This is a genomic window from Cryobacterium sp. Y62 (assembly GCF_002929785.1).
In the GTDB taxonomy this organism is placed as follows: domain Bacteria; phylum Actinomycetota; class Actinomycetes; order Actinomycetales; family Microbacteriaceae; genus Cryobacterium.
Window position 1 is genome coordinate 12,712 of sequence record NZ_PJJK01000101.1, and the last position, 23,168, is coordinate 35,879.

27 protein-coding genes and 2 pseudogenes are annotated in these 23,168 nt (G+C 59.8%); 14 read left to right on the plus strand and 15 right to left on the minus strand.

Annotated elements, in window-relative coordinates:
- Positions 1–46 precede the first annotated feature (46 nt).
- On the plus strand, positions 47–418 hold the full coding sequence (locus CXY71_RS08080; protein ID WP_104135131.1) for a hypothetical protein: 372 nt from the start codon (positions 47–49) through the stop codon (positions 416–418).
- 102 nt (positions 419–520) lie between these two features.
- Here CXY71_RS08080 and CXY71_RS08085 read toward each other — a convergent pair whose 3' ends face one another.
- From CXY71_RS08085 to CXY71_RS08110, 6 genes are all read right to left on the minus strand, one after another.
- Positions 521–775 carry a hypothetical protein gene (locus tag CXY71_RS08085; protein WP_104135132.1) on the minus strand — a complete coding sequence of 85 codons (255 nt, stop codon included), beginning with the start codon at positions 773–775 and terminating at the stop codon, positions 521–523.
- A 95-nt stretch (positions 776–870) separates the two neighbouring features.
- On the minus strand, positions 871–1,185 hold the full coding sequence (locus CXY71_RS08090; RefSeq protein WP_104135133.1) for a hypothetical protein: 315 nt from the start codon (positions 1,183–1,185) through the stop codon (positions 871–873).
- Positions 1,186–2,088: 903 nt separating this feature from the next.
- Entirely contained in the window at positions 2,089–2,337 is a 249-nt protein-coding gene (locus CXY71_RS08095; protein WP_104135134.1) for a hypothetical protein, read from the minus strand.
- Between the two features lie 57 nt (positions 2,338–2,394).
- Positions 2,395–3,042, minus strand: a complete 648-nt coding sequence (locus tag CXY71_RS20655; protein WP_146072775.1) for a hypothetical protein — start codon at positions 3,040–3,042, stop codon at positions 2,395–2,397.
- A 207-nt stretch (positions 3,043–3,249) separates the two neighbouring features.
- Positions 3,250–4,485, minus strand: a complete 1,236-nt coding sequence (locus tag CXY71_RS08105) for a DNA sulfur modification protein DndB (protein ID WP_104135136.1) — start codon at positions 4,483–4,485, stop codon at positions 3,250–3,252.
- A 249-nt stretch (positions 4,486–4,734) separates the two neighbouring features.
- Positions 4,735–5,469, minus strand: a complete 735-nt coding sequence (locus CXY71_RS08110) for a hypothetical protein (RefSeq protein WP_104135137.1) — start codon at positions 5,467–5,469, stop codon at positions 4,735–4,737.
- Positions 5,470–5,715: 246 nt separating this feature from the next.
- On the opposite strand from CXY71_RS08110, the gene CXY71_RS08115 reads away from it, so the two are divergent.
- Together CXY71_RS08115 and CXY71_RS21060 are read left to right on the plus strand one after the other, a co-directional pair.
- Complete coding sequence (locus CXY71_RS08115; protein ID WP_104135138.1) at positions 5,716–6,510, plus strand: GAF domain-containing protein; 795 nt, start codon at positions 5,716–5,718, stop codon at positions 6,508–6,510.
- Between the two features lie 42 nt (positions 6,511–6,552).
- Positions 6,553–6,717, plus strand: a complete 165-nt coding sequence (locus CXY71_RS21060; RefSeq protein ID WP_158253025.1) for a hypothetical protein — start codon at positions 6,553–6,555, stop codon at positions 6,715–6,717.
- 96 nt (positions 6,718–6,813) lie between these two features.
- Here the strand turns inward: CXY71_RS21060 and CXY71_RS21065 are convergent, their stop codons facing one another.
- A complete protein-coding gene (locus CXY71_RS21065) occupies positions 6,814–6,984 on the minus strand; it encodes a hypothetical protein (protein WP_158253026.1) in 171 nt (56 codons plus the stop codon).
- Positions 6,985–7,411: 427 nt separating this feature from the next.
- Here CXY71_RS21065 and CXY71_RS08120 point away from each other — a divergent pair, with 427 nt between their 5' ends.
- Positions 7,412–7,972, plus strand: a complete 561-nt coding sequence (locus tag CXY71_RS08120; protein WP_104135139.1) for a recombinase family protein — start codon at positions 7,412–7,414, stop codon at positions 7,970–7,972.
- A 26-nt stretch (positions 7,973–7,998) separates the two neighbouring features.
- Here CXY71_RS08120 and CXY71_RS08125 read toward each other — a convergent pair whose 3' ends face one another.
- Entirely contained in the window at positions 7,999–8,865 is an 867-nt protein-coding gene (locus tag CXY71_RS08125) for a DNA/RNA non-specific endonuclease (protein WP_104135140.1), read from the minus strand.
- 341 nt (positions 8,866–9,206) lie between these two features.
- Between CXY71_RS08125 and CXY71_RS08130 the strand changes: the two genes are divergently transcribed.
- Positions 9,207–9,494: an HU family DNA-binding protein gene (locus CXY71_RS08130; RefSeq protein ID WP_104135141.1), complete on the plus strand. Its 288-nt coding sequence runs from the start codon at positions 9,207–9,209 to the stop codon at positions 9,492–9,494.
- A gap of 998 nt (positions 9,495–10,492) precedes the next feature.
- On the opposite strand, the pseudogene CXY71_RS08135 reads toward CXY71_RS08130, so the two are convergent.
- Positions 10,493–10,729, minus strand: a pseudogene (locus CXY71_RS08135) (transposase); the annotation flags it as partial.
- Here CXY71_RS08135 and CXY71_RS21935 point away from each other — a divergent pair.
- Entirely contained in the window at positions 10,692–10,841 is a 150-nt protein-coding gene (locus CXY71_RS21935) for a hypothetical protein (RefSeq protein WP_233204557.1), read from the plus strand. The pseudogene CXY71_RS08135 and the gene CXY71_RS21935 overlap by 38 nt on opposite strands.
- Here CXY71_RS21935 and CXY71_RS21940 read toward each other — a convergent pair.
- Positions 10,824–10,979 (minus strand): annotated as a pseudogene (locus tag CXY71_RS21940) (GNAT family N-acetyltransferase); the annotation flags it as partial. The gene CXY71_RS21935 and the pseudogene CXY71_RS21940 overlap by 18 nt on opposite strands.
- Positions 10,980–11,175: 196 nt before the next feature.
- On the opposite strand from CXY71_RS21940, the gene CXY71_RS08145 reads away from it, so the two are divergent.
- Positions 11,176–11,643, plus strand: coding sequence for a prevent-host-death protein (locus CXY71_RS08145; RefSeq protein ID WP_104135143.1), 468 nt, complete (start codon positions 11,176–11,178; stop codon positions 11,641–11,643).
- A complete protein-coding gene (locus CXY71_RS08150; protein WP_104135144.1) occupies positions 11,643–11,981 on the plus strand; it encodes a hypothetical protein in 339 nt (112 codons plus the stop codon). Before CXY71_RS08145 ends, CXY71_RS08150 begins: the two co-directional genes overlap by 1 nt.
- Before the next feature lie 286 nt (positions 11,982–12,267).
- On the opposite strand, the gene CXY71_RS20665 is transcribed toward CXY71_RS08150, so the two are convergent.
- Positions 12,268–12,687, minus strand: coding sequence for a hypothetical protein (locus CXY71_RS20665; RefSeq protein WP_146072776.1), 420 nt, complete (start codon positions 12,685–12,687; stop codon positions 12,268–12,270).
- Between the two features lie 409 nt (positions 12,688–13,096).
- On the opposite strand from CXY71_RS20665, the gene CXY71_RS08155 reads away from it, so the two are divergent.
- Complete coding sequence (locus tag CXY71_RS08155) at positions 13,097–13,915, plus strand: GIY-YIG nuclease family protein (protein ID WP_104135180.1); 819 nt, start codon at positions 13,097–13,099, stop codon at positions 13,913–13,915.
- 157 nt (positions 13,916–14,072) lie between these two features.
- Here CXY71_RS08155 and CXY71_RS08160 read toward each other — a convergent pair whose 3' ends face one another.
- The 3 genes from CXY71_RS08160 to CXY71_RS08170 are packed head-to-tail and all read right to left on the minus strand — an operon-like array spanning position 14,073 to position 16,983.
- Positions 14,073–14,747 carry an ABC transporter ATP-binding protein gene (locus CXY71_RS08160; protein WP_104135181.1) on the minus strand — a complete coding sequence of 225 codons (675 nt, stop codon included), beginning with the start codon at positions 14,745–14,747 and terminating at the stop codon, positions 14,073–14,075.
- Between the two features lie 11 nt (positions 14,748–14,758).
- Positions 14,759–16,228 carry a hypothetical protein gene (locus CXY71_RS08165; protein ID WP_104135145.1) on the minus strand — a complete coding sequence of 490 codons (1,470 nt, stop codon included), beginning with the start codon at positions 16,226–16,228 and terminating at the stop codon, positions 14,759–14,761.
- Positions 16,225–16,983 carry a hypothetical protein gene (locus CXY71_RS08170; RefSeq protein WP_104135146.1) on the minus strand — a complete coding sequence of 253 codons (759 nt, stop codon included), beginning with the start codon at positions 16,981–16,983 and terminating at the stop codon, positions 16,225–16,227. Before CXY71_RS08170 ends, CXY71_RS08165 begins: the two co-directional genes overlap by 4 nt.
- A gap of 434 nt (positions 16,984–17,417) precedes the next feature.
- On the opposite strand from CXY71_RS08170, the gene CXY71_RS08175 reads away from it, so the two are divergent.
- The 5 genes from CXY71_RS08175 to CXY71_RS08195 all read left to right on the plus strand — a co-directional run bounded on the left by CXY71_RS08175 (position 17,418) and on the right by CXY71_RS08195 (position 22,377).
- On the plus strand, positions 17,418–18,065 hold the full coding sequence (locus CXY71_RS08175; RefSeq protein WP_104135147.1) for a ScbR family autoregulator-binding transcription factor: 648 nt from the start codon (positions 17,418–17,420) through the stop codon (positions 18,063–18,065).
- A gap of 142 nt (positions 18,066–18,207) precedes the next feature.
- Entirely contained in the window at positions 18,208–18,756 is a 549-nt protein-coding gene (locus CXY71_RS08180) for a putative immunity protein (protein ID WP_199184251.1), read from the plus strand.
- Positions 18,757–19,150: 394 nt separating this feature from the next.
- A complete protein-coding gene (istA, locus tag CXY71_RS08185; protein ID WP_104135148.1) occupies positions 19,151–20,734 on the plus strand; it encodes an IS21 family transposase in 1,584 nt (527 codons plus the stop codon).
- Positions 20,731–21,510 (plus strand): ATP-binding protein, encoded by a 780-nt coding sequence (locus tag CXY71_RS08190; protein WP_233204552.1) that lies wholly within the window; start codon positions 20,731–20,733, stop codon positions 21,508–21,510. Before istA ends, CXY71_RS08190 begins: the two co-directional genes overlap by 4 nt.
- Before the next feature lie 273 nt (positions 21,511–21,783).
- Positions 21,784–22,377 (plus strand): hypothetical protein, encoded by a 594-nt coding sequence (locus CXY71_RS08195; RefSeq protein ID WP_104135149.1) that lies wholly within the window; start codon positions 21,784–21,786, stop codon positions 22,375–22,377.
- Here the strand turns inward: CXY71_RS08195 and CXY71_RS20670 are convergent.
- Positions 22,374–22,889, minus strand: a complete 516-nt coding sequence (locus CXY71_RS20670) for a hypothetical protein (protein WP_146072777.1) — start codon at positions 22,887–22,889, stop codon at positions 22,374–22,376. The two genes, CXY71_RS08195 and CXY71_RS20670, sit on opposite strands and share 4 nt — an antisense overlap.
- Positions 22,890–23,168: the final 279 nt, after the last annotated feature.

A 23,168-nucleotide genomic window follows, 5' to 3' on the forward strand; every position in this document is an offset into this window, starting at 1 on the left:
GCCAGCCGGCGGCCTCGCCCCCACGCGATCGACAGGGACATCAGACATGAACAGCGACGACGAACGAGCACCAGCAGTCCAGCACGCCGATGACGCGGCCGAGTCCATCAGGTCGCTCGTGGACGCAACGCACGCGGCTAACCTGCCTGCGCCGCTCGTCTATGACGTTCTGGGCAACCTCAAGTGGGTTGGCCATCGGCTCCCGGAGGCGCTGCAGCACCTCGCCAGTGGCCTCGGGCGCTCACTCGACCAGTACGACGTTAAGGAAGACGACGGGAGAGATCCCGTCCAGAGCATCGCCACGGCGACTGACCACCTCACTCGCGCCGCCCAGCTGGCCGATCAGCTCGGTGATGAGCTGGACAAAGCCCAAGGTGCGATCAGGGGCCAGGGCTACCGCCCCGCTCCCACTGAATAAGCCAATCCTCGATCGACCCGGCTTTACCTGGTCACGAGCCCACAAGCACGCCCCCGGCCGCCCTCTCTCTCGGCCGGGGGCGTTTCTCTGCCCACCGGCCGCCTACGGCCGCACGGCATGGTTGCGCACGACCACCACGAGCTGCAGCAGCAACCCACCCACCAGGAACGCGCCCGCATCGGCACACGCCTGCAGCAGGAACGGCGCCCAGCCGTCGCGCACCAGGTGCACGAGCACCAGCCCGACGATCACGGCGCCGGCCAGGAGGACGACGACGCGCAGAAACACAGCGGCCTGATAGACGAACTCACCCCAAGGGGAGGCCCAGGGGCTGTGTGCGCGACTCTGCGGCTCCATTGACCCATTGTGAGCCGATTCGCTGGCATCTACCAGGAGCCCAGCTCAGCCCCATTGGCACCCCCGAGTCGTGTCGGCGGCGGACGCCCTACCGCCTAGACGAGGACGAGAGCAGCAACCGTCACTGCCCACGGGTAGCCGGTAATTGATTCCTGAAATGTCGAAACCGCTAACCGCTCCGCCAAGACTTGTTTGGTGCGTAGATCGAACAGATTCACGGCTCGACGATCATTCGCCGGGTTGATGCCGAAATCGAGCCGAACTGGGTGACCTTTGATCGACCCGGTGACGCTCGTCCCAAACGGCCCCATGGCCGATTCGATCGCTGGCACAAACTCCGTGCCATTGTTGGCCAGCTCAGTGTTGACCAACTGGATAAGTGCTGCGGTGCCCGCTGTTATGGTTCCCATTCGCTCACCGTAGGGCACTCATCGCAAGTACTTTTCGGTGCATCACGAGTGTCCTCATTAATGAGGACACGAGCGACGATGGGGCTTACTCCGCAACAACTTGGTCTTGACCACCTCCCGCAATTTACCCCTCAACGGCCCGCTACGGGGGTATAACGAGGCTAAAGGTGGCCACCGTGGGTGTTTTGGTCTTTATGCGTTACATGCATCACAGAATGTCACCTAGCCCCGCAGCGTGTCAGTGGTCACTGGTAGGATCAGAGAGAAAAGAAAGTGAATGCAAAAACCCCTGACGGACTTCCCACAGGGGGGAAGGCTCAATCAGGGGTTTAGGGATTCTGGCCGAATCTCCCGTAATCCTAAACCGACAAGGTGCGCTGTGCCCAACCCTGGGCATGTCTCCCAGGTTGGCGCGTGTTGATGCTGTGCATTCAGGTACTCCTTATGGCACGTAAGATCACCATCCGCGTTACGCAGCCCAGTTTCACTATCACCTGTCCGCACTGCCGCCACGCGCACCGTGGTATTGCTTCCTATCAGCGTGGCGCGAAAGTCCGGTGCTCTGGCTGCGGACAGCCCTTCACCATGTCCTAGCTAGAAATCAGAGAGGCCCCGGCTGCGTAAGCGCCGGGGCCCCTTTATATGTTCGACTGATCGCGACACCGGCCAGGAGAGCCCACTCGTTGGCACTCGCCGGGAGCTCGGCTCCGGGTCGGGTAGAACCGTCCTGGTTGGTGTCGGCGGGCGTAGTTAAAGTGGGCGACATGGCCTACGAAAATTATGAAGCGCACACCGAGTCAGGCGCTTTCGGTCGAGTGTGTCAGATATGCACCGTCGATGAGTCGGTGACGTGGTTCGAGGACGTTTCCCAATCCGTCATCGACCCCCTGCCGGCTGACTCGATCACCCGAGCTGGTGACGCAGTTCGGACCGGTGCTCGTTGACGGCGATCGACGCGCCGGGCCTAAAGTCGTTCGCGCTCGGGTGTTCGCCGATGAGAAGTCGAATTGCAGCAGAATCCGTGCGCATCTGCTGGGCGTAGGCCACGGCGCCCTTTTCCTCAAGTAGATCCGCCAGCGCAAGGAGCGCTGCGGCGCCATCCTCAGCGCGGCGAAGGTCGGAAACGGAGAATTCACTAATGTCGATTGCCATTTGCCGACCTTAGCGGCAAGGACTGACCCACTCAGCAACGCTGCCAAGGAGGGTGGGCTACTCACTCATGGATGCGTCGAGAGCATCGAGGGTCGCGGCCCAGGGGTACGCGGCGATCGCTTCGGGAAATGTAGGAGCCGCCACGCGCTCAGCAAGCACCCGGCGCGCGGTCATGCCGAACAGGACCAACGCGCACATGTTGGTCGCGGGATCGGCGGAGAATTCCAGGCGTACGCCGTGGTCTTCAATGGAACCGAACACGACCGCGCCGAAGGGGCCGCCGGGCTGCGACATGGCGGTGACAAACTGGGTACCGCTCTGAGCCAGGTGGGTATTGATTAGCTCGACCAGTGGTTGGGTGTCCCGCACGCTGACCATATCCACCGGTGGCCGCGGGGGAGCGGGTGCCGGTGGGCTCTGGCACGGTGCTGAGCGCTCGACGGCCGGCGCCCACACCCAGGCGCGGTGAGTGCCGGCGTCCTCCCACTCGACGTATACGGCGCGCGGGGTCCACGCCAGGGCCAGGCCGTGAACGTGGCGGGCTATGGCGGGGTATCTCACCCAGGCGCGCACGGACGTAGGTTCGCTGGCCGGGGTGGCCGGCAGCCCGCCCAGCTCGGCCGAAGTCAGGCTGAACGGAGTTAGCGTCGTACAATTCAAGTCGGGTGCTACCCCTGAAGAGATAGCACCCGATTCAAGAGTCAAAGCTTGATCCGATAGTTACTTGGCCTTGTGAACGATCGTCGTGCGAGGGCTCCGCTTAGCTTGGGCCCTCGTCACGAACCGTCCGGTAATCGCGCTTCGCGCGTGGCCGGAGCTTTTCGCTTTCCCCATATACATATCACCTCCTTCAGTTGGTTGAACGTTGGAACGGGCTTAGACCACACGCTGGTGTTGTTGCGACCGACGTCGTTAGGCCTCACCCTTGAGCCAGGGGGGATTTGTCGTTGCCCAAGTAACGAGCTTGTCCCGTAATTCCTTTAGATCTTGCCGGCGGGCGGTGGGTGCGAGAGAACCGACTGCGAAGATGTCTCCTCCCACATGCTCAATCCAGATGCCGTTTTCTTGCGCGGGTCCCGACATGTGGGGGGCGAGGAGGGAGAAGAAGTCGATTACGTCTCGGTCGTCGAATTTGTGGCGATCGACAAGTTCTGCGTAGACGCCCGCAAGCACACGCAGCATCACTGTTGAGCCAAGCATGCTCGTTTTCCGGAGGTCCTCGGGGTTGAGGTCATCGTCCGCCACCTGCGCGAGTGGGGGGAATGACTCCAGCAGGGTATCGAGGAAATCATTGGCCTTTTGGACCAGCGCATTTTCATTGAGCTCATCTTCGAGCCGTCGGCTGACTCGCCCGTCAAGTCCGACTATAAGGGTGCGAATTATTTCGGCTACCTGTTTTGCACCCACCAAGTTGGGGTTGTTCCTACCGATTCGGTCTTGTTCAGGGTCAACCCGACCCTTCAGCAGTGCATGCTTCATCACTTCTTCGAGACTGCGGTTAACGACCTTTCTACTGTCGAATCGGGCGCGAACTGAGGACGTAATACCAAGTGCATTGTCCGCAATGTCAAAGAACATCTGCTTGTAAGCCACCTGGTCGTCTTCAACAAATATTTGGAGCGATGTCCGTTCTTTGGAGAACCGCTCTCGTTGCGACATAAGCTCGTTGATCTGCGCCTGCACGTTTTCGATCACTCCGACCGAGTCGTCGTTGCGACGCGCAGCCGCGAGTGAGGACCGTTTCTTCTCCAGGTCATCAGCGATCCCGCGAATTGCCATGTGGATCCCTAGGGTGCGGTGTTGTCCGTCAAGAATCTTGAGATCAGTTGTGGCCATTTTGGGAAACGAAAGGACTCCGAACTCTGTTCCACCGATGCTCTCTCGAACGTCGAACTCGAAAATACTTGGTGCCCGAAGGACTAAGGCTGGCGCGACCCACTCGGATTTAGTCCGGACGTAGTCGCCGAATGCTCGGGCATGGGCCTCTTTCACAATGCGGTTGCCCTCCGTCGCCTTGTCGACGGCAGGCGCTGGAATGAGGGATGCGATCTGCGTCAGTGAAAGATCGAGAGAGTAGACGACCCTCCCTCCCTGCCGATATCGAGTTGCGTAAAATCTCTCATCTGGGTCGTAGCCGGTAACTTCCAAAAGGTGCCTCCAAGGTTTTAATCTGCTCGTTAATGACTAGTCTAGCATGTTAAGAACCTTAATTGCAAACGGAACGTCTTAAGAGCTTGGCGCTATAGACCCATGTCGGATTGGGGTGACGCCAATGAGTGTCAGCAGTATTGCTGAAACAGCGTCAAAATAGGCCGAGACCAGATTTCTTGGGCCCTCCGAACTGCTGTTGCTACAGCGATGTGATCCGGAGATTCGAGAGGACGGCTTCGGCCTTCGTTATGGCAGCTTCTCCCAGTTCGTTGACGGCACGCGGCTGTATATCTGGCGCTTCCGGGGCATCCTGTCGTCGCCCTCGTCGACCTCCGTTCGATAGTCGACGAGGTTCCTCTCGCGCAGCTCTTTGAGCGCCCTGGTCCAGGTGTCGTCGGAAATTCCGTATTGTGCCTTCCGGTATCCGGTCAGGGATCCCTCATGCAGAGAGTTTGAGGTGATGTCGCGTATTGCGATGAAAACTGCGACTTCCCGCGCTTTCATCTCTAAGATGTGGCCGCTGGTCCACAGCTCGATCGGCACCGATACGTAGTGGCCGTGTCGGTCGCGACCGCTCAGATCGCTGGGAGGATCTCCGCCGTCGAGCAGGGTGATCTCGCCGGCCTGACCTACCCTTGGTTGAACTTGGATGAAACGGTTACTTCTGAGCCACCTCATCGCGTCTGCTACTCGCCGCGGCCCGGTATCGGACGGAAGGGCGAGCATTCTCGCTAATCCCGGTGGGCGCCGAGCGGTAAGGATCGGCCGCCCGCGAGCAGCCCGCAGTGCGAAGGTGAGGAAGAGCTTCAGACGAACTTCTCCACCGCGGCCCGCCCCGAGCAGCCGCGCGAGCGCAGGGGGCTCGTCCGGAACTGTGCTCTTGAGGAACGACGGTGCCAGAGGCACGCCTTTAGTCCGCTTGGCGAGGTCCACCTCCTGCTTCAGCAGGGCGATGGCTTGAAATTGTAGCTCGGTTGGCATGCTTATTCCTTTACGTCTATTGCGGTGCGACTAGATGTAACAGGGGTCACCGGAGTAATTGGAGTCACTGCAATACCTACTAGATTCCGCTATAAGCACGTGTGTAGCACCGCAACAGGTGTCGCCTCCTACTGCTACAGTCTCTTTGACTATCCGATAATAACGGTGTTTCTATCCGCAGTTGATACCGAAAATTGATCTCATGCACGGCTACGCTAATGGTGCAATTCCCCCTACGGTTGACCTGTGGCATCGACTAAGAAACTCAGAACCTCCTGGGTCATCATCTCGACCGGCGTTCCGATTGCCGGCGGTTTTGGTGCTGCCCAGCTTCTGACGATCGCCCGCACTGAGATCAACCCAGTGCTTGGCTGGCTCTACTCCCTCGCCGCGTTCGTTGTCTTCCTGGCCGCGTTGGCTATCGCGATTATTGCCAAGGTGCTCGACTCCCGTCGGGCTTTGACGATCGCGGACGCGCGGGAGAAGCTTCTCGTCCAGCTGCGGGACCAGCTAATGCCGATGGCGTCGACGACCGCCGACATGGCCAGGCATCCTCTGTCCGAGCGCGAACCGTATCTCGAAAGTGTGGCCAAGGTTGCCGCGTCAGCCCTAGCTGCCATGGTCGGCGCTCACGTCGACCGGCCTCGCGCAGTTGTTTACCTGCTCGACGCCGACACACCTCCGAGCATGAGGTCGATCGCGCATAGTGGCCGTGGTGAACGGCCCGGGCCGTTCCTCGCGGGAACGGTTCGCGGCGATGCTGCGCTGAACTTCCTCGACGGCCACCGGCGCGCGTACTACGCCGACCTGAGCCAGGGCAAGAATCCGGGAGGGTACGACGGGACTATGAGCGATTACAAGACGTTCGTCTCGGTTCCGATCTGGACCGAGACCGGCGCATATGGCATGGTGACCCTCGACGCGCCGGTATCCGAGTCGCTCGACGCCGGCGACGTCGCGCTCACCGAGATCGTTGCGGAGTTCATGTCCGCCGCGTTCGAGGTAGCCCAGGACCAGGACTCACCGTCGCCAGCGGCATAACAAATCTGACCCGATGACGGCTCAGCGTCGTACACTGGACGCATGGCAGCCTCACAGTCGACATGGCGGATCGTGAAAACGTCCGGCGGCTTCGGCGTACAGCAGCGGATCGGTGGCGCGAAAGTAACCAAGTCCACCATCGTGAAGCCTGCCGCATCCGCACAGGGCCAGCGCGTCAAGGGCTCGTCGCAGCTCTCCGCTCACTGAACCCAGACCTCCAACGGGATACCAGAAACCGAAATCGTTCGGTTCTGATCGCCGCCTGCTTCGTTGGCGGCATTCGACCGGAGCTCCTGGACAGAACTATCCCTTGCGCAACAATCCCGTTACCCCGGCGAGCAGCAGCGCCGTGAGTATCCAGGAGATGCCCTTGATGGCGGCAAACAGGATTGCAAACCACGTGTTTCCCGTGATTTGCCACGCGGCGGACTGCCCGGTCGTAGCGGACGGGAGGGCTGTGTCTAGGGCGAACAAGACGATTGCGTCACGCGACGATCGTTGCGCAAGACGCCTGTGACTTTTAGCGCTCCGTGGCGGTCTTTTGCTTACGCTAAATGGCAGCGTTGATTGGGAGATCCCGCTGATGCCTGCGCGTTCCGCGGAAAGACCGGCCCAACCTGCCATTTATCGTCGATACAACCCCGCCATATAAATCCGAAAGCCACATTTGTGACCCCAATGCAGTCCTTGGGCTTTTACGAATCGATGTCATTTCAGAGGACGTCTGCACGAGTGTCAGTACTCGTCTTCACGTCGGTGATTTGTCCGTTTGGGGTGTACCCCAACGGGGCGTCAGGCGTCCTCATCTAATATTGTCAAGATAGGGTCATATTCTGATTGGTGGACACCCGTCGCGGCGGGGTCTTAGACTTCAATCTGACGGAACAGGGGAAGAAGTCGCATGGCGGGTCAACGAGTTGGGTATGTGCGCGTGAGTACTCTCGATCAGAACACTGTTCGTCAGCTTGCTGGCGTTGAGGTCGATCGGGTGTTTGAGGATAAGGCGTCGGGGAAGGATCAGAACCGGCCCGAGCTGGAGGAGATGATTCGGTTCGTTCGAGATGGCGATACTGTTCTCGTGCATTCCATGGACCGTCTGGCCCGCAACCTGGATGACCTTCGCTTGATCGTGCGCCGGCTTACGGCGAAGAAGGTTCGGGTTGAGTTCGTGAAAGAGCAGCTCGTCTTCACGGGCGATGACAATGCGATGGCGAACCTGCTTTTGAACGTTATGGGGGCGTTTGCTGAGTTTGAGCGGTCTTTGATCCGTGAGCGTCAAAGGGAGGGCATTGCCCTGGCTAAGAAGCGTGGCGTCTACCGCGGCCGCACCCCATCCTTGGACGCGGTCCGTGCGGCCGAGCTGCGTGAGAAGGCTGCTGCGGGCGTGCCGAAGTCTGTGCTTGCTCGGGAGTTTGGGGTCAGCCGGGAAACCGTCTATGTCTACCTTCGCGCTGGGGATTGAGCTGGCTGTAGACGATTCGGTGTGATTTAGAGGTGGATGCCTGCGGTGTCGATCAGTTCGACCCAGCGCGTTCGCTGGTCGGCGTCTTCCTGGATCGTTGGGGCCGGGGCGTAGACGTCTGCGTCGGATAGGGCGGTCAGGTTGAGCCCGGTGAGGTCGACGATGTCCTTGATGGGTACTTGGTAGGTGCGGTATGGTCCAAGCGGCGGGGGAGTGCCGTACATGCGGGCTGGGGCGCGGACCGTGTCAAGGTCGATGTCTTCGAACTGTGGACTTTGGTCGAGGATGAATCCGGCAGCGTGCAGAACGGTGGAGCCGTGCAGGGTCGTGGTCCATGCTGCGATCTTCCAGAATGCTTGCGGGATCTTCACCCCGCGGTATATCGGGTCCTGGATTGAGAGTACGGGGGCGGTGAAGACGCTGATGCGGTTACTGTTGGTGCGTGCGTAGGTGAGGACGTGGTCCTCGAGGCCGAGCCAGAGTTGTTTCGATTGGTTGAAGGCTGCGGCTTGGGGTGCGGCGTTGGTGTAGGCGAAGGTGTCGTAATTTGCTCGCCGGGCTGTCGTTGTGTCGCCCCAGACCGGGTCCAGGCGGCGGACGAGGTGCCCGCGGTCGAGGTCGTTTCTGGCGTAGAGACCCTCCCCGGCCTGTTCGTAGAGGGGGATCCGCGAGTCGAGGTGCCAGCCTGCGCCTCGGTCAACGGTGACGAGGTGATCCCCGTCGATGTTGACGCCGGTCGCGATCGCGAGGCGCCGCGCGGGGCCTAAGAGCACGGTGAAATGTGTGTAGAGCAGTTCACGAATCAGGGTTCCTGCGGGAGGGGCCGGGAGCGGCAGAGGAGTCGCAAGGAACTCGGCGTTGTATCCAGCGGGATAAAGTAATGCGGCGTGCATGGTGACAGTCAAGCAGCCCGAGCCGACGATTAGGCTGTCGGATTTCGACGGCGGTATTGATAGGGAAATTCTGTGTTGCGTACGCCATGTGAAATCGCCCTCTGACACGCCGTGCTGCAACCTCGAGCGGATTGTTCTTCTCTTCGGGGGGAGCGCCGGTGTCAGTGGACCGATCATCAACGTTGCTCTGTTGGGTGGAAGAAACCGTGCGATGAATCCGAATGCCACACTCTGTTAGATTCAAATCGGTCCCACCGACGACTGGACTGGTTTTTGGAAGCGTCGCCCGTTTTATGTGAAGGCCTGGTTTTTTACCGGCAATGGTCCGAGGAGGACACTCAATGACTGATAATTCGTTGAACAAGACTGAGCTTGTTGCGAAGGTTGCAGCCGATTCGGGACAGAGTCAGGCTGCAGTTGATGGCATTTTGAACACATTCTTTGAGACTCTTGCTGAGGCCGTGAAGAACGATAGCAAGGTCACTATCCTGGGATGGCTCGGGGTTGAGCGCACTGCAACTGCGGCGCGTATCGGTCGCAATCCGCAGACGGGTGAAGAGGTCGCCATCGCCGCAGGTCACCGCGTCCGGCTTACTGCCGGAAGCAGGCTTAAGGCTGCCGCCAAGTAAGGTTCCGCTTGCGGCGCTGACCAAGGCGCTGACCGAGGCGCCGATGAATTGGCAGTGTGCTGCTGAGTGGGTTGAAGATCAGCATGGTGATCGAGGGTGACTCCGTGTCGCAAACTTTCGTCCCGTAGCTGATTTTGCTTTACGAGGCTGGTGTGTTCCTGTTTGACAAATGTGTCAAGAAGTATGACTTCGTTGATATCAATGAGGCCTTCGCTGATAGTGAGAGCGGCGTGACGTTCGAGCGTGTTGTTATCTTCTAGATCTGCCTGTGGTCGTGTCCTGCTCATTCGCGGTAGGAGACACTGGCTGGTGGCACGTTTCGTGCAGCGGTTTCCGGCTGCACCAGTCATCCTCCTTACCGACGGTCCAAACCGGCACGTCTCCGATAGTCCGCGCACCAAGTGGTCGGATGTTGCTCCGTCAGCTACTACGGACGAACGGACGGACGGATGGGCGGGCGTGATCGGGTGAAAAGACGCTGAGCGAGTTTGAACCACTACCGACAACAATGACCAGGGCGAATGCTGGGTGCGGTGCCTCAGTATCGGCCCGACCTTATGTGTGATGGTTTGGTCGGCGTTTGAAATGGCGAGGGCCCACTGCGTTAGAGGTGGGCCCTCGCTCGTAGCCTATCCGACGCCGATGATCACACCGTCTTAAAGGCGAATTGAACGGGTTGTGTCCGGGCGTTGAGCTGGGCTGGCATTGGCTGATCTGATTGCTGGTCTGATTTGCGGGGTAGAGGGCCAAGTGCGCGTGGTCCTGGGTGGTGAAGAGTTTCCGACGAGTTCAGTGATAGCCACGAAAAAGCCCCGGCGTCACTGCACAGGGGGGCGGCGGTGAGGAATGTGTCGGGGCTAATCCGTGTGGAGTGGGATCCTCCACTGTTCACGGTAAGGGGGTGGGCTGGATACTGGCTGGGCAAGCCCCGCGTCGTGAAAAAGCGAACAGGCAGATCCTGGGGAGTGTCTCGGTAACGGTGTTTCCGGCGTTTTTCATTAGTAGGATTCTGCGTTCGGCCAGCGGTCACGGAAAGCGATGGCGAACGCGTTGAGAGCTGGCTTCCAACGCATCGTCCAACGAGCTCGGCCCGCTCCGGTGGGGTCGAGACTTCGAGTGACCAGATACAAGCATTTTAGAGCGGCCTGCTCGGTAGGGAAATGTCCTCGAGCCCGCACCGCCCGCCGATACCGTGCGTTGAGCGACTCGATCGCATTGGTGGAGCAGATCACCTGGTCTCATGTGGGCGGCCGTGAAGGGGCGGGCATATTGGCACGCGTACTCGTCGGAAACCAGGGCCGCCTCGAAAGTGACTTCGGCGGCTCGGTCGAGCGCGAAGCGCGCTAATTGGAGGCCCATGCCGAGACCTCGGAGTGCCGGATCGACGGCAACGCTGCGAATAAGAACGTGTTCGTTGTCGTCGCTGCGCTCGTAGACCGTGCTGGCGACGATGCGTCCGGTTTCGGCGTCGCGTGCCGTCCACAATCACACAGTGGGGGAATCGAGTCCGCTGAGCGTCAGGTCAGCGACACGAAGGAACGCGGTCACGTCGTCGAGATCTTGGGGCATCGTGAGTGTCAGGTCGAGCAGTGCTCCACGATATCGCTCGCGTAGAACGCCTGCCGGTCACCCATCTCTGGCCGGAATTGAATTCAGAACATGTTCGGAATAGTATGGCTTTATGACGACAACACTCAACCTGGCGGGGCAACGCGTCGTGCAGTCCTCGGAGCTGTCCCGCAACTCAGCAGCAGTGTTCGCTGCCGCAGAGGAAGCGCCCGTCGAAGTTTCTCGGCGTGATGGCGAATCCCTCATCCTTACGACGAAGCGGGAGGCTGCTGCCCACGAGCGGATCCTCGAGGTCGCCGCGCAGCTGATCGCCGTGTCGCTGGACGACAACGGCACGTTGGAGGACCGCCTCGCGCGCCCCTTCCCGTGGATCAAGCTTCTGAGTGTTCAGGATCAGAGAACGTGCGCCCGGGACATCATCGACACTGCCCGCGGGGCCTTCGTCGTCAATCAGCCCGGACGGATACTCACCGAGATCAGGGCCTGGCAGAACACCGCGGAGGCGGTCGCTGCCGGCTGGGGCCAGGATGAACCCGATTGGCTGCGCGAACCGGTGGCGGTCACGAAGCCCCGCCTCTAGTGTCTCCGAAGAAGGGTTCCGTTTCCCGGCCACTCAAATCATCGGACTTTGTGATCGAGCACACCACGAGTCAAGCCGCAACCGGATGGCGCGACATCGTCGCGACCCAGAAAAGCTCCGCTGCGGATGCCTGGGACCGACTCACGAAGGCACCCAACCAATCAGACCCCAAGTGTCACCAGCTCAAGGGCCAACTGGCAACTGTTGTTCGCGACGGCATCGTCCACGATCAATGGCAATATGAACTCTCCGGTGGGGCACGCATCTGGTTCTACATTGATGGCAAAACAGTAAAGATCGTCAACGTGTTCACGAAGCACCCCAACCAAACGAAGTAGGTGCCGGCGTCCACGACCGCCACTTCATCGGCTTTCCATCACCCGTCCCGCAAGAGGTTCGGCTTACGGAACGGAGCTCGGGAGATCGCGATTCACTCGGCGCGGCCAGTGCTTTCCGCCGCGTGGATGAACGTGCCCCACTGGCTAGCTAGTAGTTCTCACGAGCGGAATCTGACTCGCTCAGTGTGTCAGATGCACTCGCTCGGGGACACGCAGGCATGAACCTGGCGAAGCGCCGTAACTTCCGCGTCGCGATTCCTCGCCGGGTGGGCTTAGTAGGGGTTATTCACGGTCGAGACAAGGGCAGTTTGATTTCATCGACGTGTGTTTGCACGACTAATTCCCCGTCAATAGACTCGATTCCAGATAGATCCCATACCCATCGAGTCGTCCATTCCGAACCCGTCCCGCCCACGGAACGAACTTCCCGTCCGATGGATTGCATCGCCGCTGGAGCTACGACGCAAATTTCCGCCAGCACTCCATGGGCGCCGGATAAGGGAGGGGTGCCAGCGTAGCGGATTCCATTGCGCACGCTTGCTTCCAGATAGCGTTCTAAGGCGCGCTCGTAAACAGAATCGAATTCGCGCGTAGCTGCGGAAGAAACAGCCGTGACTTCCAGCACAATCGACTTGTCAGACCGCATTAGCCTCAGGACCGCCTCCACCCCGGACGCGGTCCTGACAATACTTATGCCGTCAGTCATTTTCGCCTGCAATCACGGAGCTTGGGCCTGAATGTTCTCCAGAAGTGTGTCCCCCGTATAGTACGAGGAAGCGATCGGGGTGCTGTAGCCCGACGTACTCATCGTTCCACTTTGTGTTGCAAGGATGACATAGGCGGTGATGATGCCGATGGACGGGCCGGACTGCCAGGCGCCATTTCCAGGTGTACCCGTCGGATCACGTTCAGGTTGTTCACGTTCGAGCCGTCGTACGGAACCCCGCTCGCATTTACGTCGATTGGCCACGTGCCATAAGGGTTTCTGCACGGGCAGTTGACGTAGATCGAAGCAGCGTCCTCGTGAATGCAGTTCCCGTACGCGGTCCCCCTTACGGGCACCGGAACTGGAATCTCGATCACACAGTGTGGGGACTCAACTAGGCTCGCGGAACATGAGCTCTAATTACTACGTGTATGTCTACATCGATCCGCGCAGCTACGAAGAGTTCTACTACGGAAAGGGCAAGGGGTCTCGCAAAGACGCCCATCTCTCGGATGTCAGTGACTCCGCAAAGGCCGCTCGGATCAAAGACATCCAAAATGAGGGTGAGCGACCCATCATTCGCGTCATCGCTAGCGGCCTGACTGAACACGAGGCCTTGATGGTCGAGACGACCCTCATTTGGAAGCTAGGCCGGACCCTTGACAACATCGCCTCCGGACACTTCGTCTCACGCTTCCGGAAGCCGAACACGTATCACAAGGAACTGGCCCATTTCGACTTCGAGAACGGCATCTACTATGTCAATGTCGGAGAGGGGGAATCCCGCAATTGGGATGACTGTCGGAAGTTTGGCTTCCTAACCGCTGGCGGCGACAACCCATCGTGGCGCAAACAAATCAGTTCGCTTGTAGAGGGTGACGTCGTGGCCGCCTATCTGAAGGGGCGTGGATACGTCGGCGTTGGTCGTGTGCGGCATCGCGCAGTTCCCTATTCACAGTTTCTGTACGGTGGCGTTCCCCTTGGAGCCCATGACCTCGTTCAGCCCAACCTTTCTCATGACGCAGCCGATTTGGAGACTTGCGAATACATCGTGTCGGTGGACTGGAGGGTGACTGTCCCACGTGAGGAGGCCAAGCGAATTAGCAAGAAGAAAGGGCACTACGCACCGCAAAGAATCCGCGCCTCGCTCGACGATCAGCCTGTCACCATCGCGTTTGTGGAAGAGGCTTTCGACGTGGACCTTAGGAGTCTGGCCGATAATGGCTGACGCCAACTGACCTTCAGATGTGCCCACGAGCAGGAATGTCAGACCTCGCGCATAGCGTTCCCCTTACGGGCGCAGATGAATTGGGCCGGTCGTGGGTGCATTCGTTTGGGCCTGCTACTACTTGATTTATATTGGAAACACTGGCGCGATGAGGTGATTATTGTGCGATCAAGCGTTGGTCGTTCTCTCGCGGAAGGATTTGCTGTCCGTCGATTTCGAGGATGACGTCGGCCAGCGCGGCGATGTCGTCCTTGTTGTGGCTGGTGAACAGGATTGTCTTTCCGGCAGCCTGGAAGTCACGCAGCAGCTGGAGAAGAATTGCTGAGCTGGATGCATCCAGGCCATTGAAGGGCTCATCGAGGATGAGGACTTGGGGATCTTCCATGAAGGCCTGGGCGAGGGACAATTTCTGTTTCATGCCTAGTGAGAAGGTGCGAACCTTTTTTGGCGAGCCGACGGGGAGTCCTATCTGCTCAAGAGCAGACCGAACCTCGGCTTTGCCGATTCGGTTCTGGATTTTGGCCAGGGTCAGGAGGTTCTTTTCCGCGGTTTCTCCGCCGAGATAGGCCGGGCCGTCAATGGTAACGCCGAATCGATCGGGGAAGGTTCTGTTGGCGGGTAGGAATTCCGGATCGATCCAGACTTCTCCGGAGTCGGGGATCACGAATCCGCAGATGATTTTCATGAGTACCGATTTGCCGGAGCCGTTGGCGCCCACGAGTCCATAGGTCTTGCCGCGTTCCAGGGTAATTGTGACGTCATTAAAGAGCACATTGCCCTTATAGGCTTTGCCCACGTTCCGTAGTTCGATGACGGCCTCGGCTTGGGTCATTTTCTCTCCGTTCATAGGACAACCAACCTTCTGCGGATCACAAGTGCGAGTAGTGCTCTGATCGCGAGGGACCAGACCAGAAGGGACGCTGTCGAGACGAGCACAGTGGCCCATCCTCCCGCGGTCAGATACATGTCCGCGGCCTGCACCGGCAGCCACGGTCCTAGTTGAATTTGAGGCGCGCTGAGCGCTGTGATCGTTCCCACTGCCATAAGGCCGGCGAGACGACGGCCGGACAGCAGCACGGCCGCAAACACTGCGGCTAGGTAGACGAGAAGCTGAAGTGTCCAATTCACCACGAAATGGAACAACCACAGCGGCGTGCTTCCTGCAGGGCCGCCGAAGTCTCTGCCCCCAAGGAGGACGTAGCTCACCGCGCTGCACGCGAGGATCGCAACGATGAAGAGCGCCGCGGCGATGGACTCGCGCATTGCGACGTGACGCGCCCATCGCGACATCGAGCCTTGCCGGATGAGAAGGAGGAGTGCCCATCCTGATCTGACTTCCGCCAGCCGGCTCGAGAATAGGAAGACGTAACCAACGAGCAGAACTATTCCGCCGGCGTACTGGAGGAGGGTCCCGCCGTCGCCGGAGAAGGCATCTTTTATCACGGCTTGGAAGCTGCGTGTCCATGGCTGCGATTGTGCGACAAGACCAAACACGATGGATGCGCTCAGAATCCCAAAGACGGCAGCTCCAGGGAGCCGGCGGCCTCGGTGTCGGGACCGGGAGTCCAGGTAGAGCGCGGCGACGACGATGGCCACGATCATCGCTCCGGCGGCAACCAATGCTCCGGCCGACCTGACCGGATCTGACGGCACAAATCGGAAAATCACATACGTCTGCGCGCTGAGGAAGGACCCCTCCGTGAACCCGCCCAGTGTGGCGGACGCAGCCCACACCCAGACGGCCAGAGCAGCCGTGACCCGCAGTGCAAAGGGCAGCCCCAGCATGGCCGCCGACATAACAGCGGCGTGAATGATCAGGAGAACGCCGGCGAGCTGCACGGATTGCAGGGCCAGAGCCACCCACGGGAGAATTCCATCCGTGCTGTATGCGGCAGTCACCGTTTCGGGCACCAGCAGGTGATGATCGCCTTGGGCGATGAGGGGCAGTCCTGCTGACGCGGTGAGGAGACCCACGAGCACGGCCGCAGCGGAGACGGCCAACGCCCGAGCTGAGGACTGGATCGACGACGTCAGTGCGGCTCGATAGCTCCCGTGCCGCGTCAATCGGTCCGGAGCGAGCTCGACGCGGGTCGACAGCACTGCACGTCCCAGCCAGGTCGGCACCAGGATGAAGAGCACGAACTGGGGACTGCAGAGCGTTTCCAAGACAACGTCAAGAACCTCAGGAGTGTGCAGAGGGGGAGCCTGCCGGGCGATGGTCGCACGACCATAGAGTCCGTATGCGCAGGCGAGCGCCGCGAGACCGATAAGTGACCCCACGACAAGCCGGGATGGCGGCGGAAAGGACTTCATTGAAGCGTTTCCAACCGCCGAACGTACACGAATACGTGCACCCACAGGGCCGCCACCACAGCGGCCAGGATCGCGGTCGGCACGATCGCCACCCACGCTGACGACTGAATCAGTCCGAATGGGAAAGCGGCATACAGCAGCCCATATTGCGGAGTTCCCAATAAAGCCGCGCCCACGGTCTGAACGAAGTAACCGAGAAAGGGAATGGCCAGGGCGAATACTCGGCTGCTGACCAGAACAAGACAGGCAGTACCGAAAGCCGCGTACAGTGCTGCGGAAAATCCGACCCAGACCGAATAGAAGGCACCGTAGGTCCAGGGGCCGTGGCCCAGCAGGGAGGAGAACGTCACGCGCGTGAGCGAATCCGTGGCGGCCTGAGCCGGCGTCATGTCATAAAGTTCGGGCTGAACCGACGGATTCCCGATCGCCGGCCAAACATAGAACGCTACGACAAAGGCCAGGAACGTGGATAGTCCAAACGTCACGAACGCGAGAAGCGACGCGACCAGTAGCTTCGAGCCGAGATAACGCCTGATACTCACGCGGACTCGCACAGCGACGATGTACCGATTCCCCATCTCCTGGTAGAGACGACTTGATGCGATGAAGACCACGAGGAGCGGGAAGATCAGCGCGATCGGGGAGGACATCATCACGGAGAACAGGTCCAGCCAATCCCTGAGCGCCACACCAACCGTGCCGTTGACGCCGCTAAGAGTCGGCACCATCAGAGCAACGATAATAAGAATGGCCACCGGCCATTTCAGTGAGGTACGCCACGCCAGCCCGAGAAGTCGGAGCCGTAACCTGAATAACCCACCCACCCTGTTATTCACAGGACGTCTCCGCTCCACTCGTCGATCGCCACGTCGCGCTCCGATGGGAACAGCCAGCCTGATGAGGGCGAATCCAGGAACGCGAAGTCGCCAACGCCCGACGATCTAACGCAAGCGCCGTAATGCGCCGTGCCGATGACTGCAACGCTGCCGCTGCCATTCAAGAAACCCGCACGCTCAGCTGATGCCAGCCCCGTTTTTCGTGAACTCTCCATCTTTACCCCCTGAGACCGATGCGTATTACAAACCACTCCATTACCTGATGATCCAAGGACAGTGTAATAAAAAGCAAGCCCGCCTGTTTTTTTAGGAATGCGGAGTACCGTGTTTATAGCAACCGATGGGATTTAGGAATGGCGCAACAAGAGCGAGCACGAGCCACGCGCGAGAAGATCGTGGATGGCGCCGCCCTTACGTTCTACCGCCTGGGATACGGACTGGCCACGACCGGCGACATTGCGAAAGAAGCTGGCGTAACACGCGGCGCGATGTATTTTCATTTCCAGTCGAAAGAAGACTTAGCCAGGGCCGTCATCGCGAAAGAACAATCGTTGGCACTGTCAGCGAGCAGCCACATTCACGCGAGGAATCGCAGCGCCCTGGAAACGATGATCATTCTCTGCGCTGACCTCGCCCAGCGGCTGTTAGCCGATCCGGTCGTCCGAGCGGGGGTGCGTTTGACGACGGAGGTGACGAACTTTGATCCCCCGCTTCGATCCCCTTATGACGAGTGGATGCGCACCTTCTCACACCTAGCCGCGCAGGCCATTACCGACGGCGACTTCGGAAGCGACGTCAACCCGGAGAAGTTTGCTCGATTCCTGATTCCCACGTTTACGGGAATCCAACTCGTCTCGGACACGTACACCGGGCGGGAAGACTTGCTGCAGCGCATGCGTGAAATGTGGGAGTACATTCTCCCCTCAGTAGTGCCTGCTAACAGACTCGAAATCGCCCGGGGATGGCTCGATGAGATTGTCCCCGACCTGACGGGCGACTAATCGCCAACGCGGTTGAACACCCGCGCTGGCGCGTCGCAACTGACTCAGCGGAGTGCTGGCGGTTGAGCGTGTCAAGTGGATCCTGCGCTCGTCCCGTAGGAGGTTCCCCTTCTGGGCTTCGCAGAAATGAGAAAATTGGATAATGACTGTGGGAACCGGCGATTTCGAGTTGACCATGGACGAACTGCGAGTCGTGGCACGCTTTGTGGTGGAGGCAGCAGAGGAAGTGCTTCCGGTGTTTGAGGCCGCCCATCCAGATGACCCTCGGCCACGCGCGGCCGTCGACGCTGCGTGGGAGTTTGTCAACGGCGCAAAGAGGACCAACCTGCAGCGTGCCGCACGAGAAGCCGCCACCGAATCAGGACGACTTGCCGCTCGCACCGCGGGCGACGCCGCAGCCGCCGCCTACCTGCACCCAATTGCGAAAGCCACTCAGGTGAGTCACATCCTGCGCGGTCCCGCAAGTGCGGCGCGTATCGCCGAGTTGGTCGCAGCTGACAATCCCGAGGCAGGCGACAACTTCGTTGAGCGAGCCAAAAACCACGCCACCCCAGTCCTGATTGATGTTCTCAGCCGTTATCCAAACGCACCAGAGGGAAAGAGTCGCGTCGATCACCTTATGAGCAAGTTTGGACTCCAAGCTACGCGAATCCCGCTGAGGGTTAGGGTTTCGAGACAGGTCGGGCTGTGAAGCTACTGGCCGCTTCGGCGCCGACCACGACGGCTAGAGCATTCTCTTGTCTTGGGCAGGACGGGCGACACGTTGACCTGAGTGTGGCGTGTGAATGTTCACCATTATCGCCTGGTCACTGCCAGCGTTGAGGGACGGGCCTGCATTGGCGGGTCTGTGACTGAAACACACCAGGAAGCAGAACTAGATGAAATTTCTTAGAAACTCCCTGACAATTACCGCACTAGCCGCCGTGGGAGTGTTGTTAAGTTGACGAGTAGTCCGACTTGGTACGGGTAGTCCACGTTGTTGGTACTGCCGTTCCACGGAGTTGGTACTGCGGCCATCTTGATTTGATCCCTTGAAAGGACGGCACCACATCGGGTGGTGCCGATTCCTAACGGAGGAGACATTGATGGCGAACTACAAGGCCATTACAGCGTTGGTGTTCGAGGGTCGCAGCTACGACGAAATCGCGGGCCTGGTGGGGTGTTCACGCCGGGACATCTCGTTGGTGAAAAAGACCGTCACGGCAAATGGGCTGACCGCCGCGACGACCGCGACGATGAGCGACGAGCAGTGGGCGGAACTGTTTCCCGATCGGCGCCGAAGCGTGTCGGAAGCATTCGTTCAGCCGGACTTCGCGGGGACGTTGAGGTCGATGAAGAACAACAAACACTTCACCCTGCAGCAGGGTTGGCGAATGTATGTGGGGTTGGACTCTGCCAAGCCAGCCCAAAAGTATGGGTACTCGCGGTACTGCGAGCTCTTCGCAGAGTACGTCGACACCCACGACGTCGTCGCGACGCTGCACCACGATCCGGGCCGAGCACTGCTCGTGGACTGGGCCGGCGACACCCTGCCGGTAACTGATATGGCCACCGGAGAGATCCGCAAGGGCTACCTGTTCGTCGCAGTCCTCCCGTTCTCCGGGGTCATTTACTGCTCGGCCTTTGCCGACATGAAGCAGGATTCGTGGAACAACGCCCACGTCCAGGCCTTCGAGTTTCTCGGGGGTTCCACCCAGATAATTGTCCCGGACAACGCGGCGACCGCGACCCATCGAAAGGTTAAGGGTGACAGCGCCCGCGTCGTCCAGGCCCGATACCAGGAGCTGGCCGAGCACTATTCCACCGCCGTGGTCCCGGCCCTCGTCCGCCGCCCTCGCGACAAAGCCGCCGCAGAATCTGCGGTAAATACCATTAATAAACGAGTAATAGGCTACCTCGCCGAAGAATCATGGACAACCTTCGAGGAGCTCAATGCTGCGATCGAGGAACGGATGGTCGAAGTCAACGAGCAGATGCGCCGGGCGGACGGCACCACCCGGGCCGAACGGTTCCGCGCCGACGAAGCCGAATTGCTCCAGCCGTTGCCGGCGCACCGCTTTGACACCGTCGCGTGGAAGCAGCTGAAGGTGGGACGGAATTACCACGTCACCGCCGATTACCAGCACTACTCGGTGCCCTACAAGCTGGCCGGACAGATCCTCCGGGTGCGCCTGACCGGCGTCACCGTCACCGTCTTCGACGGCGAGACAGTCGTCTGTGAGCACTCGCGCAAGTCCGGCCGCAAGGGCCAGTACTCCACGATCGTCGAGCACGCTCCCGAGCGGCATCAGGACCTCGAGGGGTTGTGGACACGGCAGTGGTTCGTGCACCGCGCCAAGAGCTTCGGGCCGGCGACCGTGACGGTGATCGAGATGATTTTGGACCGCTCCGTTATCGAAGCGCAGGCCTACCTCGACTGCCAAAACATCCTGATGACCTTGGGCAAGAGCAACAAGCAGCGACTGGAATCGGCCTGCCAGCAGATCGTCAACCAGCGCGGTTACCCGACTTACACCACGCTGAAACGCATCATCGCGTCCATCACCGGCGACAAGAAGCAAAGCCACCCGCTGGTGCCGGCGGCCACCAATAAGAAGAGCCCGACCGGGCCCGCCTTCGTCCCCAGCGTCCTGGTCCGCGGGGCCGATTACTACAAGGATCGCGGATGAGTGCCAGCGTGTTCACCAGCGTCGACCACGACAAATTCAAGGCCCTCCGCATCACGCACCTCGCGGCACGATTCGAAGAACTCATCCAAGACGAAGCCAACGATACGGCCGCACCCGAGGAGCTGTTCCTCACCGCGGTCAACGACGCCCTGGACTTTCGCCGCTCGATCCGGATCGAGAAACTGATTCGACAGGCCGGGTTCCCGATCCCGGACGCCTCAGTCGCTGAGCTGAACTACCCGCCGGGACGCAACATCACCCCGCTGCGAATGAAACGCTACGCCGCCCACCAATGGAAGGCCGACCCGACGAACCTGCTCATCATCTCGCCAACCGGCGGCGGCAAAACCTATCTCGCCTGCGCGATCGGCATCGCCGCCTGCCACACCGAACACAGCGTCTATTACACCCGGATGGATGACCTGGCCCGCAAGCTGGTCATCGCTCGAGGCGACGGGATCGGCCACCAGAACCTACTCAATAAGCTCAGCGACGTCGATTTGCTCATAATCGACGACTTCTTAACGGTGGGGATCGACCCCAATGCGGCCAGTGATCTCTTCTCCATCCTGGCCAACCGTGACCACCGGCTGCCGACCATCATCGTCAGCCAATCCGGGCCGGCCTACTGGGTCGAGGCCCTGCCAGACCGGATAGCCGCCGACTCCACCGTCAACCGGCTCGCCAGCCAGGCCCGCACCCTCAACCTCGGCGAGGTCGACATGCGACGCCTCCGCAGCGACGACGCGAAGGCCGCCAAGGACTACTGGGAGTAAACGCCCAGACCCGCGTCGAGACGGTCCGGCCGGGCTGGCCACATCGCCAGCCCGGCCAGTACCACCTCCGTGGAATAGCAGTACCAACTACGTGGACTACCCGTACCAAATACGACTATCCGCCAAAGTCCCGTCGCCGCTTCCGCAACCGCCGACCCGGGTTCACCCGGTACGGCAGAACAGGCGTGCTCTGCAGCAGCCTCTGCCGCGCTCGAAAATGGCAACTTTATCGCTGCAACGACAGCCTTCGATTTCACCTGCGCCGCAGGAGAAGTGACAGTGACAGCAACCGGGAATGACGGCACTGTCACGACTCTGACTGAGGAGGTTACCGACACCAGCGCTCGATCGCTCAACACTCAAGCTCAGGCGAATACTTGCACCATCGCCGGCGCACCGACCCGAACGATCGTAAGTGAGTTACAGGTAAACATGGAGTTCTGCGTGATCTACGGGCAGAACGAGCATCCGACGAACGGTTCGTGGGCGCGTTCCATTCAAACCGACTGGATAGCCTTCCCTGGCTTTCCTTCAGTGCAGAATCGGATCAACGTGATTCCTAGTGAGGGGTCTCCGACACTTACGGGCACTATTACGGTGCAGCAGCAGCGAGGGATCGCTCCTCCTTTGGAGTTGACCAGCGCCATCTTCACGGTCAGCAACGGGGCACCCGTTACCGGTTTCCTGGTGGGCGGCATTACCGAGGGTGGCTCCCACTCCGTCAAAATGGGGGACCTTCAGGTGTCAGACCCAACCTATGGATTCGATGCTCTTGTCGACAACCCGGACGTCGTAACTCCGCGGTTCTCCTGTGACACGGCCGACCAGCGGTGCTTCTACCCGAATGGCCAAGAAGCTGGCCTCTAGCTAGCCGGCCAGAATCGGTCTTGTGCGGGCTCGACACCTTCGTACGTCAGCCAGAGCGACGAGGTGTCGAGCTCCACGACTGCACGACGCGCGACATCAATGACAAGACGACCAGCATCGTCGGGGTCCTTCTTGTTGACGAGATCCACAGTCAGGCGCTCTCCGTCCTCGACGGCTTTCACCATCCGATAGGTGTCGCTTCGTCGTCCCCACACACTGAGCGACATCGGAAAGGCCAGCCGCGCAGGTATCGCTTCCCCATGAAACTGATAGGGATAAACCACTTCAGGGATACCCCCTGTGATTCGCTCGCGACGATAATCGTCGTACGACGAGACGCGCCCCGTCGCCAGATCAGTGAGGAAATAAGACGAGTGACAAGGTTCGGCGTGCACCTCGTACGAGGATGATTCATCGTCGAAGCGCGAGCGTTTTACAGCGATACAACGAAATGTAGATACCAGACGCCACTCGGTCAGTATCGCAATGGCTTTCCACTCAATTTCACCCATACCTCCAACCTAAAGAAGTCGGCGATGGAAACCCACCCAAGGAGAATCCTTCTGACCGGATGCACAGGTCAACTCGAGCTGGCCAACACGTGGACGAATCCCGCCGAAGACCGGGGAAAACTGCACTAACACACCCCCTCCAGACGCCGGGAGTTCTCCGTCTTAGCTAAGCAATCATGAGTCGGGCTCGCCCTCACAGATACTGCGCGCCTGACTCGGGTCGGGAACTGCGCCCAGCGCCGTGTCCAGTGCGCCGGCGCGTCTCAATCCCCGTGACAC

Bases quoted from the DNA above. Each gene is read 5' to 3' on its own strand.
- CXY71_RS08110 (WP_104135137.1), bottom strand. From the start codon at position 5,469: ATGCCAACCGAGCTACAATTTCAAGCCATCGCCCTGCTGAAGCAGGAG.
- CXY71_RS08165 (WP_104135145.1), bottom strand. From the start codon at position 16,228: ATGAAGTCCTTTCCGCCGCCATCCCGGCTTGTCGTGGGGTCACTTATC.
- CXY71_RS21060 (WP_158253025.1), top strand. From the start codon at position 6,553: ATGGCAGCCTCACAGTCGACATGGCGGATCGTGAAAACGTCCGGCGGC.
- CXY71_RS08090 (WP_104135133.1), bottom strand. From the start codon at position 1,185: ATGGGAACCATAACAGCGGGCACCGCAGCACTTATCCAGTTGGTCAAC.
- CXY71_RS08080 (WP_104135131.1), top strand. From the start codon at position 47: ATGAACAGCGACGACGAACGAGCACCAGCAGTCCAGCACGCCGATGAC.
- istA (WP_104135148.1), top strand. From the start codon at position 19,151: ATGGCGAACTACAAGGCCATTACAGCGTTGGTGTTCGAGGGTCGCAGC.
- CXY71_RS08130 (WP_104135141.1), top strand. From the start codon at position 9,207: ATGACTGATAATTCGTTGAACAAGACTGAGCTTGTTGCGAAGGTTGCA.
- CXY71_RS08175 (WP_104135147.1), top strand. From the start codon at position 17,418: ATGGCGCAACAAGAGCGAGCACGAGCCACGCGCGAGAAGATCGTGGAT.
- CXY71_RS08085 (WP_104135132.1), bottom strand. From the start codon at position 775: ATGGAGCCGCAGAGTCGCGCACACAGCCCCTGGGCCTCCCCTTGGGGT.
- CXY71_RS20665 (WP_146072776.1), bottom strand. From the start codon at position 12,687: ATGACTGACGGCATAAGTATTGTCAGGACCGCGTCCGGGGTGGAGGCG.
- CXY71_RS08145 (WP_104135143.1), top strand. From the start codon at position 11,176: ATGACGACAACACTCAACCTGGCGGGGCAACGCGTCGTGCAGTCCTCG.
- CXY71_RS08180 (WP_199184251.1), top strand. From the start codon at position 18,208: ATGACTGTGGGAACCGGCGATTTCGAGTTGACCATGGACGAACTGCGA.
- CXY71_RS08155 (WP_104135180.1), top strand. From the start codon at position 13,097: ATGAGCTCTAATTACTACGTGTATGTCTACATCGATCCGCGCAGCTAC.
- CXY71_RS08095 (WP_104135134.1), bottom strand. From the start codon at position 2,337: ATGGCAATCGACATTAGTGAATTCTCCGTTTCCGACCTTCGCCGCGCT.
- CXY71_RS08160 (WP_104135181.1), bottom strand. From the start codon at position 14,747: ATGACCCAAGCCGAGGCCGTCATCGAACTACGGAACGTGGGCAAAGCC.
- CXY71_RS08120 (WP_104135139.1), top strand. From the start codon at position 7,412: ATGGCGGGTCAACGAGTTGGGTATGTGCGCGTGAGTACTCTCGATCAG.
- CXY71_RS08125 (WP_104135140.1), bottom strand. From the start codon at position 8,865: ATGCACGCCGCATTACTTTATCCCGCTGGATACAACGCCGAGTTCCTT.
- CXY71_RS08190 (WP_233204552.1), top strand. From the start codon at position 20,731: ATGAGTGCCAGCGTGTTCACCAGCGTCGACCACGACAAATTCAAGGCC.
- CXY71_RS20670 (WP_146072777.1), bottom strand. From the start codon at position 22,889: ATGGGTGAAATTGAGTGGAAAGCCATTGCGATACTGACCGAGTGGCGT.